The organism is Sphingobacterium sp. GQ94, from assembly GCF_059758715.1.
The window spans coordinates 33,144-49,707 of sequence record NZ_JCAXEC010000021.1 but is presented as its reverse complement, the minus strand read 5'-3'; the positions used below and the strand labels follow the sequence as shown (position 1 = coordinate 49,707).

Annotated in this window: 15 protein-coding genes and 2 tRNA genes; 8 read left to right on the top strand and 9 right to left on the bottom strand. The window is 35.3% G+C overall.

Annotated features, from left to right (window positions below; translation table 11 throughout):
• Window positions 1-170: 170 nt before the first annotated feature.
• The 3 genes from AC6CHH_RS15270 to AC6CHH_RS15260 form a co-directional block, all read right to left on the bottom strand.
• Window positions 171-782, bottom strand: coding sequence for a sugar O-acetyltransferase (locus AC6CHH_RS15270; RefSeq protein ID WP_498284419.1), 612 nt, complete (start codon window positions 780-782; stop codon window positions 171-173).
• 258 nt (window positions 783-1,040) lie between these two features.
• Window positions 1,041-1,673, bottom strand: a complete 633-nt coding sequence (locus AC6CHH_RS15265; RefSeq protein ID WP_498284417.1) for a nitroreductase family protein — start codon at window positions 1,671-1,673, stop codon at window positions 1,041-1,043.
• 23 nt (window positions 1,674-1,696) lie between these two features.
• Window positions 1,697-2,299, bottom strand: a complete 603-nt coding sequence (locus AC6CHH_RS15260; RefSeq protein ID WP_498284415.1) for a TetR/AcrR family transcriptional regulator — start codon at window positions 2,297-2,299, stop codon at window positions 1,697-1,699.
• A 117-nt stretch (window positions 2,300-2,416) separates the two neighbouring features.
• Between AC6CHH_RS15260 and AC6CHH_RS15255 the strand changes: the two genes are divergently transcribed.
• The gene (locus AC6CHH_RS15255; protein WP_498284413.1) at window positions 2,417-3,232 is read left to right on the top strand and encodes a patatin-like phospholipase family protein; all 816 of its coding nucleotides are present in this window, start codon (window positions 2,417-2,419) and stop codon (window positions 3,230-3,232) included.
• A gap of 27 nt (window positions 3,233-3,259) precedes the next feature.
• On the opposite strand, the gene AC6CHH_RS15250 is transcribed toward AC6CHH_RS15255, so the two are convergent.
• Window positions 3,260-4,078, bottom strand: coding sequence for an alpha/beta fold hydrolase (locus AC6CHH_RS15250; protein ID WP_498284411.1), 819 nt, complete (start codon window positions 4,076-4,078; stop codon window positions 3,260-3,262).
• A 136-nt stretch (window positions 4,079-4,214) separates the two neighbouring features.
• Between AC6CHH_RS15250 and AC6CHH_RS15245 the strand changes: the two genes are divergently transcribed.
• From AC6CHH_RS15245 to AC6CHH_RS15225, 5 genes are all read left to right on the top strand, one after another.
• Window positions 4,215-4,288 (top strand) — tRNA-Arg (locus AC6CHH_RS15245).
• A 179-nt stretch (window positions 4,289-4,467) separates the two neighbouring features.
• Window positions 4,468-4,541, top strand: a tRNA-Arg gene (locus tag AC6CHH_RS15240).
• A gap of 74 nt (window positions 4,542-4,615) precedes the next feature.
• The gene (locus AC6CHH_RS15235; protein ID WP_498284409.1) at window positions 4,616-5,185 is read left to right on the top strand and encodes an adenylate kinase; all 570 of its coding nucleotides are present in this window, start codon (window positions 4,616-4,618) and stop codon (window positions 5,183-5,185) included.
• Between the two features lie 20 nt (window positions 5,186-5,205).
• Window positions 5,206-6,204: a GTPase ObgE gene (obgE, locus tag AC6CHH_RS15230; RefSeq protein ID WP_498284407.1), complete on the top strand. Its 999-nt coding sequence runs from the start codon at window positions 5,206-5,208 to the stop codon at window positions 6,202-6,204.
• Window positions 6,205-6,251: 47 nt separating this feature from the next.
• Window positions 6,252-7,022 carry a TIGR02757 family protein gene (locus AC6CHH_RS15225; RefSeq protein WP_498284405.1) on the top strand — a complete coding sequence of 257 codons (771 nt, stop codon included), beginning with the start codon at window positions 6,252-6,254 and terminating at the stop codon, window positions 7,020-7,022.
• A gap of 12 nt (window positions 7,023-7,034) precedes the next feature.
• Here the strand turns inward: AC6CHH_RS15225 and gap are convergent, their stop codons facing one another.
• The 4 genes from gap to AC6CHH_RS15205 all read right to left on the bottom strand — a co-directional run bounded on the left by gap (window position 7,035) and on the right by AC6CHH_RS15205 (window position 12,546).
• Window positions 7,035-8,051 (bottom strand): type I glyceraldehyde-3-phosphate dehydrogenase, encoded by a 1,017-nt coding sequence (gene gap / locus AC6CHH_RS15220; RefSeq protein WP_498284403.1) that lies wholly within the window; start codon window positions 8,049-8,051, stop codon window positions 7,035-7,037.
• Window positions 8,051-8,650 (bottom strand): peroxiredoxin family protein, encoded by a 600-nt coding sequence (locus AC6CHH_RS15215; protein ID WP_498284401.1) that lies wholly within the window; start codon window positions 8,648-8,650, stop codon window positions 8,051-8,053. The genes gap and AC6CHH_RS15215 overlap by 1 nt, the downstream gene beginning before the upstream one ends.
• Window positions 8,651-8,784: 134 nt before the next feature.
• Entirely contained in the window at window positions 8,785-11,799 is a 3,015-nt protein-coding gene (secDF, locus tag AC6CHH_RS15210) for a protein translocase subunit SecDF (protein WP_498284399.1), read from the bottom strand.
• A gap of 270 nt (window positions 11,800-12,069) precedes the next feature.
• Window positions 12,070-12,546 (bottom strand): hypothetical protein, encoded by a 477-nt coding sequence (locus tag AC6CHH_RS15205; RefSeq protein WP_498284397.1) that lies wholly within the window; start codon window positions 12,544-12,546, stop codon window positions 12,070-12,072.
• Window positions 12,547-12,752: 206 nt separating this feature from the next.
• Between AC6CHH_RS15205 and guaB the strand changes: the two genes are divergently transcribed.
• Entirely contained in the window at window positions 12,753-14,228 is a 1,476-nt protein-coding gene (gene guaB / locus AC6CHH_RS15200) for an IMP dehydrogenase (RefSeq protein WP_498284395.1), read from the top strand.
• 73 nt (window positions 14,229-14,301) lie between these two features.
• On the opposite strand, the gene AC6CHH_RS15195 is transcribed toward guaB, so the two are convergent.
• Window positions 14,302-15,168, bottom strand: a complete 867-nt coding sequence (locus AC6CHH_RS15195) for an AraC family transcriptional regulator (RefSeq protein ID WP_498284393.1) — start codon at window positions 15,166-15,168, stop codon at window positions 14,302-14,304.
• A 134-nt stretch (window positions 15,169-15,302) separates the two neighbouring features.
• Between AC6CHH_RS15195 and fucP the strand changes: the two genes are divergently transcribed.
• A complete protein-coding gene (gene fucP, locus AC6CHH_RS15190; RefSeq protein ID WP_498284391.1) occupies window positions 15,303-16,553 on the top strand; it encodes an L-fucose:H+ symporter permease in 1,251 nt (416 codons plus the stop codon).
• Window positions 16,554-16,564: the final 11 nt, after the last annotated feature.

Here is a 16,564-nt window from a genome sequence, read left to right as displayed (position 1 = left end):
CGAATTAGCTAAATTGTGAATCTATCAATTTTAAATATTTTAAATCTTAAGACCCCGCATTGGGGTGGAATTGTACGTTTGAAAAATATCTCCTCAAAAATTCATCGTGACCACAAATAATTCAGTATTAGGCAGTAACTGATCTTAATGTTAAATAGAGTTCCAAACCTTTAAACTATCAATTCAGAATAGGGCATATTCTTAAAATAGTACTTTTTATCTTTTTCATTGATTTCCCTTAATACTTTACATGGGTTTCCTGCAGCAACAACATTTGAAGGAATATCTTTAGTTACAACTGATCCTGAACCAATCACAGTGTTCTCACCAATGCTTATACCTGGGTTGATTGTACTGTTGCCTCCAATCCAAACGTTGTTTCCTATAGATATTCCTTTAGAGAATTTTACGCCTTTGCTCCTTAATTCTGGATCAATCGGATGACTCGAAGTGAATAATCCTACATTAGGCCCAATCATCACCTGATTACCAATTTTTACTTTAGCTCCATCGAGGATGACGAGATTATAATTTGCATAAAAATCTTCACCAATTTCTATGTTGTATCCATAGTCACAATGAAAAGGTGGTTCAATAAAAAACTTACCATTTATTTTTCCAAATAAAATCTTTATTATTTGATTCCTTGCTTTGACTTTTGTAGGGTCCATTTGATTAAATAGGAATAGTTTGGATTTAGCATGTTGCCTCTCTTTAAACAATTCATCACCCATTTCGAGATAGGTCTCCTCACTAATCATTTTTTCTTTTGACGACTTCATGGACTGAAATTATAATTTTTTTACAAAAATCTTCAATTTCTTTTGTTATTCAATGCGATCCATCGACCGTTAAATTAAAACGTTAATAAGAAAGACTTATAGAAATTCTAATTATTAGATAACTATGGAATACTATGCGAGTTTGTGTGTTTCTTTCTTTATGAAAGAAACTTCACATTTTTATATCAGTGGTTTTAAAACCTCTAAAAAAGAAATATACAGGGAATTTTAGCTTAAAATCCCTGTATAATATAAACTTTAGTTTTTGCTAATTACAAAATCTGATTTTGACATTCTAACCTTTTTAAGACTAGCTAACCAATCATTTTGGCTATCTCTGTACCCTAAAGGCAATATGGTCACACTACGTAATCCCAATTCATGTAAACCAAGTAATTCATCTAATGCATTTTTATCAAATCCCTCCATCGGTGTGGCATCAACACGTTGTTCTGCCGCAGCTGCGATTGCCAAACCAAAAGCAATGTAAGCCTGTTTTGATGCATGTTCATAATGTTGGTCCTTAGGCCAAGAATTAAAAGTGTTTAATAAGTTGCTTTTATACTCATCTGCAAATCCTGAAGGAAGCTCCCTTTCGGTTTCTTGTAATTGGAAAGGAGAGTCGACTCTTTCCTTTGTATATTCATCGTACGCTGCGAAAACTAATACATGAGAGGAATCAACAATTTGAGATTGATTAAAGGCAATGGGTAGGATTTGTGCTTTTAATTCAGGGTTTTTGATTTCAATAATTTTAAAGGGTTGAAGTCCGGAGGAAGTCGGAGCTAAACGGGCAGCTTCAATAATATAGTCTATCTTTTGTTGATCTACCTTTTCTCCATTCATTTTTTTAGTGGCATATCTCCATTCTAAATGTTCTAATAAATTCATTTTTTTGACGTTTTTTTGTGTAATTAATATAATATTGATTTTGTAAATCCTTCTATTGCATCTTTGAATACATCTGAGGGACATATGTTTTCTTTTTCCTGAAAGGCTAAAAGATCTACAGCTATGATTCCATGTAATATGGACCATAATGTTTTTAATTTTAGGTGCCGATCTATTCCTGTATTTTCACTTGATTGAATGAGCTCATCTATTAAGGAAAGCATAATGGTTGAAACAATTTTAAGCTCTTCTATTTTTCCAATTGTTTCACAAGTAGGTATCCCTAATCCAAACATAATTTCATAATGCTTTGGATGTGTAGCAGCAAATTTCCAATAGCCTTTTGCAAATTGATTTGTTTTTGTTTGTGGGTCTGCGCTTGGATCTATTGATTCATTTAATGAATTGATTAATTTAAGAAAGCCTTCTTTAATGAAATATGAAGATATTGCCTCCTTATTTTCAAAATGTCTGTAAATTACCGGAACAGAGTATTCAATAGCATCTGCAATTTTACGAATAGACAAGGCATTCCAACCTGACTCTTCAACTATTTTTCTTGAGCAATCAATGATTTGATTTTTTATTTGAATTTGCTGTCTTTGTTTTCTATCAATTAAACTCATATGCACATGTTAACAGTGTTAGCAAAAGTAACATTGATAGATTTATTTTCCAAATAGTGCCAAAAAATAGACTGAAAAATGACAATGCAACCCGCGTAATAATTGATATCTTTAGTTATGAACTTCTTAAAAAGTAAACGAAAAGTGTCTTTAGTATTAGGTAGTGGAGGTGCAAGGGGGATGGTACAAATTGGAATCATAAGAACATTGGAGGAAATGGGCTACCAAATTGATGAAGTTGTTGGATGTTCAATTGGTTCTTTAATTGGAGCTGCGTATGCTGAAGGAAAACTGTCGGAATTAGAAGAGTGGATGAAGACTCTGACCAAAAGACATGTTTTTAAGTTGTTGGATTTTACAGACCCTAGATTTGGAATGTTTAAGGGGGAGAAGGTTTTTGTTTCTTTAAAAAGTGTTTTCCCTGATGAAAATATCGAGGATATGAAATTAAGCTACAGAGCTGTTGCAACAGATTTGAAAAATGATACAGAAGTTGTATTTGATAGCGGTAGTCTCTATAAAGCTATTAGGGCATCCATTGCAATTCCTGCTGTATTTACAAGTATTGAGAGTGAAAACTGGAGTTTAGTAGATGGAGGCGTCATAAATCCATTGCCGATCAATTTGGTGCGTAGAAAACGTCGAAACATTGTAATAGCCGTGAATTTAGATGGAAAACTGGACCCGGATTTGGTCACCAAAAAAATCGAGAGTTCCTTAAACTCCTTAACTCTTTTAAAAAGGGCATTTTTTACGATGAGAAGAAGACTAGCCCAAATGAGTATAGAGTTATACAAACCTGATTTTATAATTAATGTGCCACAAAATATTGGGGGAATCTGGGATTATGAGAATTCTTCGTACTTAATCGAAAAAGGAAACGAACTTACTCGAAAAATAATTCCAGAAGTATCCAAAAAAAAGAAAATTTAATCAGTTCATGCTCTTACTTTATCCATATTATTCAAGTAATTGGTTCATATGAAAATTGAACTCCTCAGGATTTTCTAGATTTGGTAGATGACCACAGTTTTCAAATTCAATAAATTTCGATCCTATAATATCTTTTGATAATTTTGTCATCACCTCGCGAGAAACTACTTGATCTTCCTTTCCTCTTATAATCAATGTAGGAACATTAATTTTGCTTAATACTTCCGTAGTGTCTGTTCGTGAGGCTAGGGCCAATAAAGTTGAACAGATTGACGATACACTGTTTCTGCGTATGCTACTTTTTATAAGTTCAACCGCTTCTGGCCTATTTTCAATACTATTTTTATGAAATACATTTGCGGCAAATCCAATTGAAAATGGTCTCCGACCATGCTGTAAAACTGCCTGAATAGCATCGAATCTCTTCTGTTTGCCTAAATCATCATCTGATTTACTGTGTGTGTCTGATAGAATTAGTCCCGAAATTTTCTCAGGGAAAAGTTGGTAAGCTCTGAGGGCAATATATCCCCCCATTGAAACCCCACACAATACAGCTTTTTCGATCTCCATTTTTCTCATAAAAACATCCAGATCTTTTGCGAAAACGTCTATTGAAAAAAAACCGTGACCTTTAGTTGTATTGCCGTGACCTCTAATATCAATCGCTATTCCCGAGGTATTTTCATCTAAGGATTCTAATTGGTTACGCCACATATTCTTATTAAATGGAAATCCATGTAGAAAAATGATGAATTTTTCTGGTGTTTGAGTTGCCTTTTTGATCTGATATGCGATGCTAATATCACCAATTCGGAGCTTGTTGCTTTTTATTATTCGTTCAGCCATAAGTTTAAATATATAAATATCAATAGACTATGCAAAATATTGATCAAAATGATTAAAAAACACTTTAAACCATTTGGAAAATGCAAAAAAGTGACGATATTTGCAGCACTTCAATGGACCATTTGTCCTTAAGATTGCGCTCATAGCTTAACTGGATAGAGCATCTGACTACGAATCAGAAGGTTAGGGGTTCGACTCCCTTTGAGCGCACTCCTTATCAATATTCAACAGAATCTTCATACAATTTTTAAGCCAACCTCAAAAAAAATAACTCGTTGAACGTGAAATGTTTTGGACTAAAAATGAAAAAAAGTTTTGCTGAAATGATTATTTCCTTATATTTGCATCACCAAAACATAAAGGGCGTAAGTCGTGAGGTGATGGTCTATGCGCTCATAGCTTAACTGGATAGAGCATCTGACTACGAATCAGAAGGTTAGGGGTTCGACTCCCTTTGAGCGCACTTGGAAAGAGCCTAATTCATTATGCGGATTAGGCTTTTGTTTTTTATCATCAAAAATAAAATAACATCAAACTATGCTAAACCTTGTATTATTCGGACCTCCAGGAGCTGGAAAAGGTACCCAATCGGCTAAATTAATTGAAAAATATGCGCTTCATCATGTGTCTACTGGTGATATTTTTAGAGCACATATCAAGAATCAAACTGAGTTGGGGAAACAAGTTAGTCAAATCATCGCAGATGGAAATTTAGTTCCAGACTCCATTACAATTTCGATGTTAGAAGAAGAAATAAAAAATAATTCAAATGCAAAAGGATTTATTTTCGACGGTTTTCCTCGAACTGTGGCCCAAGCTGAAGCATTAGATTTATTTTTAGAGTCTATAAGTTCAAAAATAACAGGTGTTATTGCTTTAGATGTAAATGAAGATGAGCTTACTCAACGTATAGCTAAACGCCAAGAGATTTCTGGTCGTGCAGATGATGCTGCTGATAAGCTTAAAAAGCGCATTGAAGAGTATTTTAGTAAAACAATTCACGTTTTACCCTATTACGAGAAACAAGGGAAATTAAGTAAAGTGAATGGTATTGGAAATATTGACGACATTTTTGCTGATTTATCTGCAATTATTGATCGCTATTAATTGAGGTTTTAAAATTTATTATGGCGCAAGGGTCTAATTTTGTTGATTATGTAAAGATATGTTGCCGCTCAGGTCATGGGGGGGCTGGATCATCCCATTTGCACCGTGATAAACATACGGCAAAGGGAGGACCTGATGGTGGTGACGGAGGCCGTGGAGGACATATCATCCTTCAAGGTTCTAGTCAACACTGGACTCTGTTGCACCTAAAATACAGAAAACATATTATTGCCGAAAGTGGTCATCCTGGAGGGAGTTCTCTACGTTCTGGAGCGACTGGAAAAGATGAAATATTAGAAGTACCACTTGGGACTGTAGCTAAGAATTCAGAAACCGGTGAAATATTATTTGAAATTACCGAAGAAGGTGAAACGCAGATCTTAACCCCAGGGGGCAAGGGTGGCTTGGGCAATTGGCATTTTAAATCCCCAACAGTACAAACACCTCGCTTTTCCCAACCTGGATTACCAGGACAGGAAGAATGGATTATTTTGGAATTAAAAGTATTGGCCGATGTAGGGCTTGTGGGATTCCCGAATGCAGGGAAATCAACCCTTTTGTCTGTGGTATCTGCAGCGAAACCTGAAATTGCGAATTACCCTTTTACAACCTTAGTTCCTAACCTAGGGATAGTGAGTTACCGTGATAGTAAATCTTTTGTCATGGCGGATATTCCTGGAATTATAGAAGGAGCTTCTGAGGGCAAAGGTTTGGGTCACAGGTTTTTGAGGCATATAGAAAGAAATTCAGTGTTGTTGTTTATGATTCCTTCCGATACAGATAGGACCATTGAGGAGGAATATAACATCCTCTTTAATGAATTAACAGCTTATAATCCTGAATTACTTGATAAACCGAAATTATTGGCAATTACCAAGTCCGATATGTTGGATGACGAGCTTGAAAACGAAATGGAAAAGCAAGTTCCCAAGGGAATTCCTCACATTTTTATTTCTTCAATAACTGGAAAGAATATCCAAGGACTAAAGGATCTAATTTGGAAAGAAATTAACAAATAACTGAAAAGAATAGCAACCTTGAAGTTTGTCTTCTTTCTTATCTGATTATGGACTTATCGATAAAAGAATTCTTGGATAAAAAAGTTGAAGAATTCAACCAACCCAACTTTATCACGAATGATCCAATAAGCATACCCCATAAATTTTCAAATTCTGTCGATCAGGAAATTATGGGCTTTTTTGCTAGTATACTAGCTTGGGGGCACAGAAAAACAATTATCAACAAATGCATTGAATTGATTCAAAGAATGGATCATTCACCGTATGATTTTATACTTAATCATACCGATCAGGATCTTAAGAGTTTGCTTGGATTTAAGCATCGCACCTTTAACGATACAGATCTTCTTTACTTTGTGGCCTTTTTTAGACATCACTATAGTCAGTATAGCTCCCTCGAGGATGCTTTCTTGCAATTCGACGACCCAATCTCCTTCAGTGTAGAAAAATCTTTAAATGCTTTTAGAACTTATTTTTTCTCTTTGCCTGATTTTTCTTTGCGTACACGCAAACACATTAGTTCGCCACTTCAAAAGTCTACTTGTAAAAAATTAAACATGTTTTTGAGATGGATGGTGAGAAAAGATAATAATGGAGTAGATTTTGGTATTTGGAAAAGAATACAATCAAAAGATCTAATTTGTCCATGTGATGTTCATGTAGAACGGGTTGCCCGGAAACTCCATCTGATCACCTCAGATAAATCGAACTGGAAGACAGCATTGGAGTTAACAGATAATCTTAAGAAATTTGATGAAAACGATCCAGTCAAATACGATTTTGCATTGTTTGGAATAGGTGTAGGAGGAGAAATGTAATATACTTTTCTTCTAATGAATAGCATTATTAGCCCTGGTGGATATAATTTCAATAATATCAACTAATCTATTCGAGTAACCAAACTCGTTGTCATACCAACCGACCACCTTGACCAGCCCCCCAACAATACTTGTTAGTTGAGAATCAAATACACAAGAATATGGATTGTTTATAACATCTACCGATACAATTGGATCTTCAGTGTAATATAGTACGTTTTTTAATTCTGTCTCTGAGGCTAGTTTGAATTTCTGATTTATCTCTTCTACAGTTGTATTTTTCCGTAATGTACAGGTGAAATCTGTAAGTGAACCATTCAATACAGGTACTCTTATACCTGCACCACCTAATTTCCCTTCTAAATGCTTAAATACATTGGTTATTGCTTTGGCAGCTCCGGTAGTTGTTGGAATGATGGAGGCAGAGGCTGCTCTTGACCTTCTTAAGTCGCGATGAGGTGCATCGTGAAGGTTTTGATCGCCCGTCATGGAATGTACGGTTGTAATATAACCATCAACTATATTCCAATTTTCGTCCAGTATTTTGATAAGCGGTGCTACATTGTTTGTTGTACAAGAAGCATTGGAAAATAGGGGAGTGTTCCAGTCAAATGCTTGGTCATTCACTCCCAATACAACTGTTGGAACATCTTTATCTGGGGATGGTGCTGAAATAAGTACTTGTTTGGCTCCAGCTACCAGATGTTTTTTTGCGAGGTCACTTTTAACAAAAACCCCAGTAGATTCGATAACTAAGTCAATCTCGAGTTCCCTCCAAGGTAATTCCGAAGGATCTTTTTTATTAAATATTAATATAGTTTTGCCATCAACCGTCAATGTATCTTTTTCAAAAGAAATTACACGATTCAGTGGTCCATGAACAGAATCATATTTAAACAAATGGGAAATAGTCTCTGAATTTGCCAAATCATTTATAGCAACAACCTGAACCGTATCGTTTTCCCTATTTAATAAGTTTCTCAACGTGTGCCGACCTATTCGACCGAAACCATTAATGGCAATTCTCATTATTTTTTAAATTCGGCTATAACCTCATTAATATCCTTTTCACCTTCCCATGAAGATTTTAATGAACCGTCAGAGCCATAAACATAGTTTGCAGGAAACATTTTTGGGACATGGATTTTTTGTATAAATTCTTGATTCCGATCATAAAGCATTTCAATGTTTGCTTTGCCTTCGAGATCCTTTCCAAAAGTTTTAAAGAAATTTACCATTAATCCAGGGTCATTCATTGAAACATAAAGAATAGTTATATCTTTTATCTTGTCGTAATTCTTAGATAGCGCAGCTGCTTCTTGTTGGCAGTGGTTACAGGAAGGATCAAATAAAACAAACACGGTATTCCGTCCCGATGGAATATCCGATTTTGAATATGCTATTCCAGATTTAACCTTATAGAAGGTGAATTCTGGAATAAGATTGACTGGAGCACTTACGGATTGTGGTTTCTCAGAAACAGGAGGATTTACCTCTTGCTCTTTATGTTGATCTACACCTTTAACATCATTGTGAACCTGTTCCTCAGTAGTTTTATTATTGTTGCAACTTAATGTAAAAGTACATAAGGATAGTCCTAAAATAGGTAAAACAAATTTTGTCTTCATCTCTAATTATTATACCCAAAACTAATAAAAATAATAGATTAAAGGAGAATTAAATATACTCTGTAAATCATAATAAATCAAAAGGGCCCCGCAAATTTTTCGGGGCCCTTTTGATTTATGTGTTTTTCCTTTAATTAAGGGGTAGCTACTTTTTTACGTTTTTGTTCTTCAGAGCTAGTAGTAGCAGTTAAATGTTTACGACCACTTAAGTCATAAATTGCTGGTGCCGCTAAGAAAATCGAAGAATAGGTTGCCACAATAATACCAATTAATATTGCAAATGAGAATCCACGGATTACTTCACCTCCAAAAATAAATAATACCGCCAACACAAAAATGATAGTCAAGGAGGTAATCACAGTTCGGCTTAATGTTGAATTGATTGCATTGTTGATAGTAGACCCGAATTCTTCTTGCTGGCTATTGGGTTTCTTTAAATATTCGCGTAAGCGGTCAAATACAACCACTGTATCATTTACTGAATACCCTAATACCGTTAAAATTGCTGCTACAAAATGCTGGTCAATATCCAATGAGAAAGGAACGATTCCGTCTAACAAAGAAAATAGTCCCAATAAAATAATTGCATCATGAATTGTTGCAAATGCCGCTCCAGCAGAATATTGCCATTTATGAAAACGGACTAAAATATATGCTGCAATCACGAGCATTGACAATATCGAAGCATAAATCGCGCGGTCACGAATGTCATTAGCAATTGTTGGTCCTACTTTTTGTTGTGATAGGATTTCGTAATTATTGCCTTGTACCTTTTTTAAACCCTCATTCAATTTAGATAAAACATCTTTATCGGCAACATCACTTGTTTCCTCTATTTGATAAGATGTTGTTATTTTTAACTGATTCTCGTTTCCGAAGGTTTTTACCTCAGTGGTGGTTCCAAAGATTTCATCTAAATTATCACGTACTGTTTCTGGACTAATTGCCTCTTGAAATAATACGGTATAGGTACGACCTCCTTGAAAGTCAACTCCATACGTGAAGCCTTTTGTTGCAACTGCTGCTAAAGAAACCAAAATTGCTATTCCAGAAGCTATATATGCTATTTTCCTTTTCTTAATAAATTGAAAATTAGCGTTTTTCATTGTGTGATTCGACCATGGATACGATAATGTGATTTTGATATCCTTACTCAACATATATTCAAAAATTATACGTGTGATGAAGATTGCCGTGAACAATGAAGTGATTATACCAATCATCAAGGTAGTTGCAAAACCTTGTATTGGTCCACTTCCGGTAAAGAAGAGTATCAATCCAACTAAGAACGTGGTAACTTGAGAGTCAAGAATTGAAGGCATAGCATGCTTATAACCATCAGCAACAATTTGACGCATAGACTTACCCAATGCCTTTTCCTCACGCATTCTTTCATAAATTAAGACATTCGCATCCACGGCTGTACCCATTGTTAATACGATACCTGCAATACCGGGTAAGGTTAAGACAGCATTTAATGATGCTAATACTCCCATTAAAAAGAACACATTGAAAATTACTGCAATATTTGCAGCTATACCAGCACGATTGTAATAAGAAATCATGAAGCCCATTACCACGATAATCCCAATGATAGCAGAGTTCACACCGGAATCAATGGCTACCTGACCTAATGATGGTCCTACAATTGCTTCTTCAACGATTTTTGCGGTTGTTGGGAGGCGACCAGCCTTTAATACATTGGCCAAGTCATTGGTATCTTCTATAGTGAAATTACCAGAGATTTGAGAGCTACCATTTGGAATTTCTTCATTTACTCCAGGAGCTGAATACACAACACCATCTAAAACGATTGCAATAGCATCTTTGTTTTGTGCGGCTTGTGCAGTAATTCGTCTCCATTGGCGGGCACCGTCAGAATTCATATCCATTGAAACAACCGGATTGTTGAATTGGTCAAAATCTGCACGGGCATCCGTAATCACATCTCCGGTCATTACCGGTAAATTATCACTACCTGTGGTTTTTATTGCATATAAAGACAAGAATTCTTTAGTTTGATTCTCTGGCTTTACAGCCCATAATAATTTTAGATTACCTGGAATTAAAGATTTTACTTCTGGACGATTTAAATAAGCATTGACTTTGGCAGTGTCCCTTATGCTAGAGTACCCAACTACTGCGCCTGGTGCTAATTGCTGTTGTCCGCCTTCTGCCGAATAAGTTGACGGGCTTAATACAGCAAACAATGGATTATTAGCCATTACAGCGGCATCAGCTTGTGTAGACGAATCGCTTGAGGAAGAGTCAGTTCCTTGGGTATTTGCTCCTAATTTAGCTAATAAGTTCTCTTCTTTTTTAGTGCTATCAATCGACGTATTTGCAGTCGAGTCAGAAGATTCAACTTTAGTTGATTTTAGCGTGTTTGCTAGTGTATTGTTTATGTTTTCTAGCAATGAATAAATTTGTACGTTATTATACGTATTATAGAATTCTAATTTTGCAGAACCTTGTAGCAATTTACGTACACGTTCTTCATCATTTACCCCAGGTAATTCAATTAAAATACGATTTGTACCTTGTTGAATTTGAATATTTGGTGAGGTAACCCCAAACTTATCAATACGAGTGCGTAATACTTTATACGAATTTTGAATTGCATTATCTGCTTCTCTTTTCAAAAATACTCGTAAATCTGATTCAGAACTATTCGCTTGAATTGATGCAGCGTTATCATTTGTTGCAAAAAAACTAGCAATGGGAGCCCCAGCTCCACTAGCCTTATACTCATCGATAAATAAATCAATCAACGAAGTGTTGACTGTCTTGCTTTTAGCAACTGCTGTTTCTAATGCTTTGTTGAAGTTTACATCTTTTGGATTATCAGCCAAATTGGCAATTAGTTCGTCCAATGAAATTTCCATTGTTACGTTCATACCACCTTTTAGATCTAGTCCTAAAGCAATTTCATTTGCTTTTGCTTCGCGATAAGTGAATTTTGCAATTCCCAAATTGTACACTACTTCTCCAGAAATAGAATCTAAATAGGCTTTTTCTTTAGCCATATCGCCATTCGCATATTTTGCAGCATCCTTTTCAACTTTACGTGTTACAAAAGTGAATGATATGGAATAGAGGCACGCTAAGGAGACCACTATCACCAAAAATTTAATCAGCCCTTTACTCATTGTTTAATCGTAATAAATTATGGTTTTTGTTCTTTTTTAAGCTTAATAATATTTACCAAGAACCGCAAAGGTATAAAAAAAATGGATAATGAATATAAATAAGCAAAACTTAATCTTGAAAAAAATAAACTTATAATTCCCTTCAGAATGTGGAGGCGTTTTGAGCTATTCAGCTTTTGTAGTCTCGCCGTATAGGTGGTAATAGCTGATCACAAAAAAGGCCATATCAAAATGATATGGCCTTTTGCCTTAATATTTTAAAAATTTAGCTTATTTTAAAACAAATTTTACGCCGAAAGTGAAACCTCCACCATCAAAACCAGTATCGTTGTTCAAGCCTAAATATGGTTTATAATCTAAGTGCATTGCAATAGGAATAGTTGGGATTCTATATTCTAAACCTACCTGTGGACGGATTCCGAAATAAGTTTCTGAATCACCATCCCAGCTCGCAATACCAACCTGTGCACCCACACCTGCGTACCAAGCTAATCCATCTGCATTTGGAATTGCTTTTTCATATTGCCAATCTCCACCGAAAGAAACCCAATGATTACGGAAAGATGCTTGTAATTGTAATGCTGATGTGTTCGTTAATGCGGTTTTATATTGTACACCTACGTTTGAACCATCGTATCCATCAAAAACGATACCTAATGCTGATTTATAAGGAGTCTGAGCTTTTGCTTCGTTAAAACAAAAAGTTAATGCTCCTGCAGCTGCTAATGTAAGTAATGCCTTTTTCATAAATTCTAATGTTAATTTTTAATTTATTTACCTAACAGCAATTAGCTTGCCAAATTTTAACAATAATTAACCTTTTCTGAAAATTTTGTTCAAGAACGGATTGTTTATTTTTTGTCTAAGTATTGTAAATACTTTCTTGTTATTTTAAAATTCAATAAAATTTCATAAATTTGCCTCGCAAATAGGTAACCCCATTAATATTTGCTATGCAATTAGATCCACAAAAATTCGTCCAAGAAGGTCTCACATATGATGACGTTCTATTAATACCTGGATATTCCGAAATATTACCTCGTGAGGTTGATACAAGTTCCTTTCTTACAAAGAAGATAAAAATTAATATTCCTTTAGTGTCCGCTGCAATGGACACTGTTACAGGAGCTGACTTGGCAATTGCTATTGCGCAAGCGGGGGGTATTGGTATGTTACATAAGAACATGACAATTGCTGAACAAGCCGCTGAGGTCCGAAAAGTTAAACGTTCAGAAAGCGGTATGATTCAAGATCCTGTTACATTACTTGAGAACGCGACAGTAGGTGATGCATTTCAGATAATGAAGGAGCATAAAATTGGGGGAATTCCAGTGATAAACCTGGAAAGAAAATTAGTAGGTATAGTTACTAATAGGGATCTTCGTTTTCAAAAGGAAATGTTGCGTCCGATTAGTGAGTTAATGACAAAAACAAATCTCGTTATTGCTCCAATTGGTACGGATCTAATTAAAGCAGAAGAAATCCTTCAAAATTATAAAATTGAGAAACTCCCTGTAGTAGATGAGCATGGTGTACTTAAAGGATTGATTACATTTAAAGATATTCAAAAGTATAAACATTATCCAAATGCTGCTAAAGATGAACATGGAAGACTATTAGTGGGCGCTGCAGTTGGCGTAACACATGATACATTGGAAAGAGTAGATGCGCTAGTTAAAGCAGAGGTTGATGTTATAACAATTGATACAGCTCATGGACATTCCCTTGGTGTTATCAATAAATTAAAAGAGGTTAAAGCCGCTTATCCTGATCTTCAGGTAATTGTGGGTAATATTGCAACAGGGGAAGCAGCAAAAGCTCTGGCAGACGCTGGCGCAGACGCAGTTAAGGTAGGGATAGGTCCGGGATCAATCTGCACAACACGTATTATAGCGGGTGTAGGGGTTCCGCAGTTATATGCAATCTATGAGGTTGCTAGCGCTTTAAAAGGAACTGGAGTTCCAATCATAGCAGACGGTGGAATAAAACAAACTGGCGATATTGCTAAGGCAATTGCTGCTGGTGCTAATACCATTATGGCAGGATCATTATTTGCAGGAGTTGAAGAGGCTCCAGGTGAAACTATTTTATTGGAAGGTAGAAAATTTAAATCATACCGAGGTATGGGATCCATTGAAGCAATGGAAAAAGGTTCAAAGGATCGCTATTTTCAAGATGTAGAAGATGATATCAAAAAATTGGTACCTGAAGGTATTGTTGGTAGAGTACCCTATAAGGGTACTTTAGCGGAAGTTGTTTACCAATATATTGGTGGCTTGAGAGCTTCCATGGGGTATTGTGGTGCACCAACTATTGAAAAACTACAAGATGCAAGGTTTGTGCGTATCACCGGTGCTGGCTTACGCGAATCTCATCCGCACAATATTCAAATCACAAAAGAATCTCCAAATTATAACAGTAGAGGATAAGCTGAAATTTTTCTTTTGTGAATGTTTCAGTAGGATTAACTATTGACATATTATTAAGCAGCAATTGATTATACTATTGCTGCTTTTTTGTGCTTTTGTATAACTTTGGGGTAGTTCCCGTAATTGCTTTGAAGGATTTGTGAAAGCTCGCGAAATTGTAAAAGCCACTCTCAAAACATATTTCTTTAAGGCTGAGCTGAGAATTTCGAAGCTGAGAACAGGCATGAGAAACACGTAATTCAGTGATGAATTGAATAGGTGTTTTACTTGTTTTTTGTTTGAAATATCTGCAGAAAGAATTTTCTGTTAGATCTGCGATATTGGCAAGTTTGGATAATTTAATTTTCTGCTTGTAATTTTCCCCTATATATTCCATAAGACCATTCATTCGATATTGATCCATTGATTGATTCAGAATAGAGTAGTTTTTACTGGTTAAGGCTTCACACTCAATTGAGCTGATATCCTCTAAGAGCATCAAAAAATGTAATAGTTTTTGCAGACCGGTACATGTGAGCACCGTTTCAAGTTGATCTTTAATCTTATTGTTCTGATTTAAACGAATAAATCTACCCTGTTCTGAATGTTCAAGCAAGTATTTTAAATTTAACAATTCAGGTATACCTAAGAAATTGTTTAATCCGAAATTTTTGTTAAAATGGGCTACTATACAATCAATAGGTTGTTCTAATTCGATTTGCTGAGGTAATTCTTCGAATAGCCAATAATGAGGAGTTTGTGAGGAAATGAGTATGGTGTCACCCGGTTGAAAAGATTTTATTCTATCCCCAATAAAAAGAGTTCCAGTGCCTTTATTAATATACACTAATTCCCATTCTTGGTGGTAATGCCAAATCAATTGATGTTTTGGGAAATAATCCCTTCTAATTTGAAAACTTTGATCAATTTGAAATGGAAGAGTTAGTTGTTTGATAATCATAGTTAACTAATATATTCTATAACTTTCTAGGTTTTGTGATAAATATGGTAAAATAGTTTATAATTTTGGTAAAATACCTTATTTATTTGCAATCCATTTTACCGAGATTAGTCGTTCCATTATAATCTAATAGTATGAGTAAGACTAATAATAAGGTTGCCGTTATTTTAATAACATCTCTTTTTTTCTTTTGGGGGTTTCTTCATAATCTGGATCCGATATTGATTGCACATTTAAAAAGTGCCTTTAGTCTGACTCATTTTCAAGCATCTTTAGTAGATTCTGCAGTTTTCATTGCCTATTTATTCATGGGAATTCCTGCTGGTTTGATCATGAAAAAATATGGATATCGAGTAGGAATCCTTATCGGGTTGGTCCTTTTTGCTGTTGGATGTTTCTTGTTTGTTCCAGCGGCCAATACGATGAGCTATGCATATTTTTTATCTGCGCTTTTTGTGGTTGCATGTGGGATTACTCTATTAGAAACTGCAGCAAATCCATACATGACTGTACTTGGAGATCCAGATACTGCAACCCAAAGACTGAATTTTGCACAATCCTTTAATGGGCTCGCGGCATTTGTAGCTCCAATTGTTGGAGGACAGTTCATTTTGACTGAGAATCCATTATCCGTAGAGGAGGTGTCGAATTTAAGTGAAGTACAAAGGACATTATATATTCAAACAGAGACAGCCATAGTAAAGGGACCATATGTTATTTTAGGATGTATAATTTTATTGGCAGCATTCATCTTTTTTTGTATAAAATTACCGGAAGTGAAGGATCATCAAGAAAACAAATCAGGTTTTTTGAAAGCCTTTAAACATAAAAATGTTACGTGGGCAGTTGTAGCACAATTTTTTTATATTGGCGCACAAGTATGTGTCCTAAGTTTCTTGATTGTATTTGCCTCCGAGGTTTCCGGAGTAGATCCAAAAGATGCAAAATATTATGCAGGGGTAGCTGGTCTATTGTTCATGTTAGGTAGGTTCATTGGGACTTTTATGATGCGAAGGATTAACCCTTCAAAATTATTATTATATGCTGCATCAATTTCTGTATTATTAACATTGATTTGTGTTTTTGGTAAGGGGATAATTACATTATACGCTATGGTTTCTATTGCATTTTTTATGTCAATAATGTTTCCAACAATTTTTGCTATTGGTGTTCAAGGGACAGGTAGTGATACAAAATCTGCCTCAAGTCTGATTATTATGTCAATAGTGGGTGGAGCTGTGTTACCACCAATTTTGGGCTTTGTTTCAGATAAAACCGGTCATTTGCAATATGGGTATTTTGTTGTACTGGTTTGCTTCCTGGTTGTAGCATTATTTGCTTCGCAAAATAATTCATCTGGTAAAATTCAATCTGTCTCACATTAAAATATACTAAA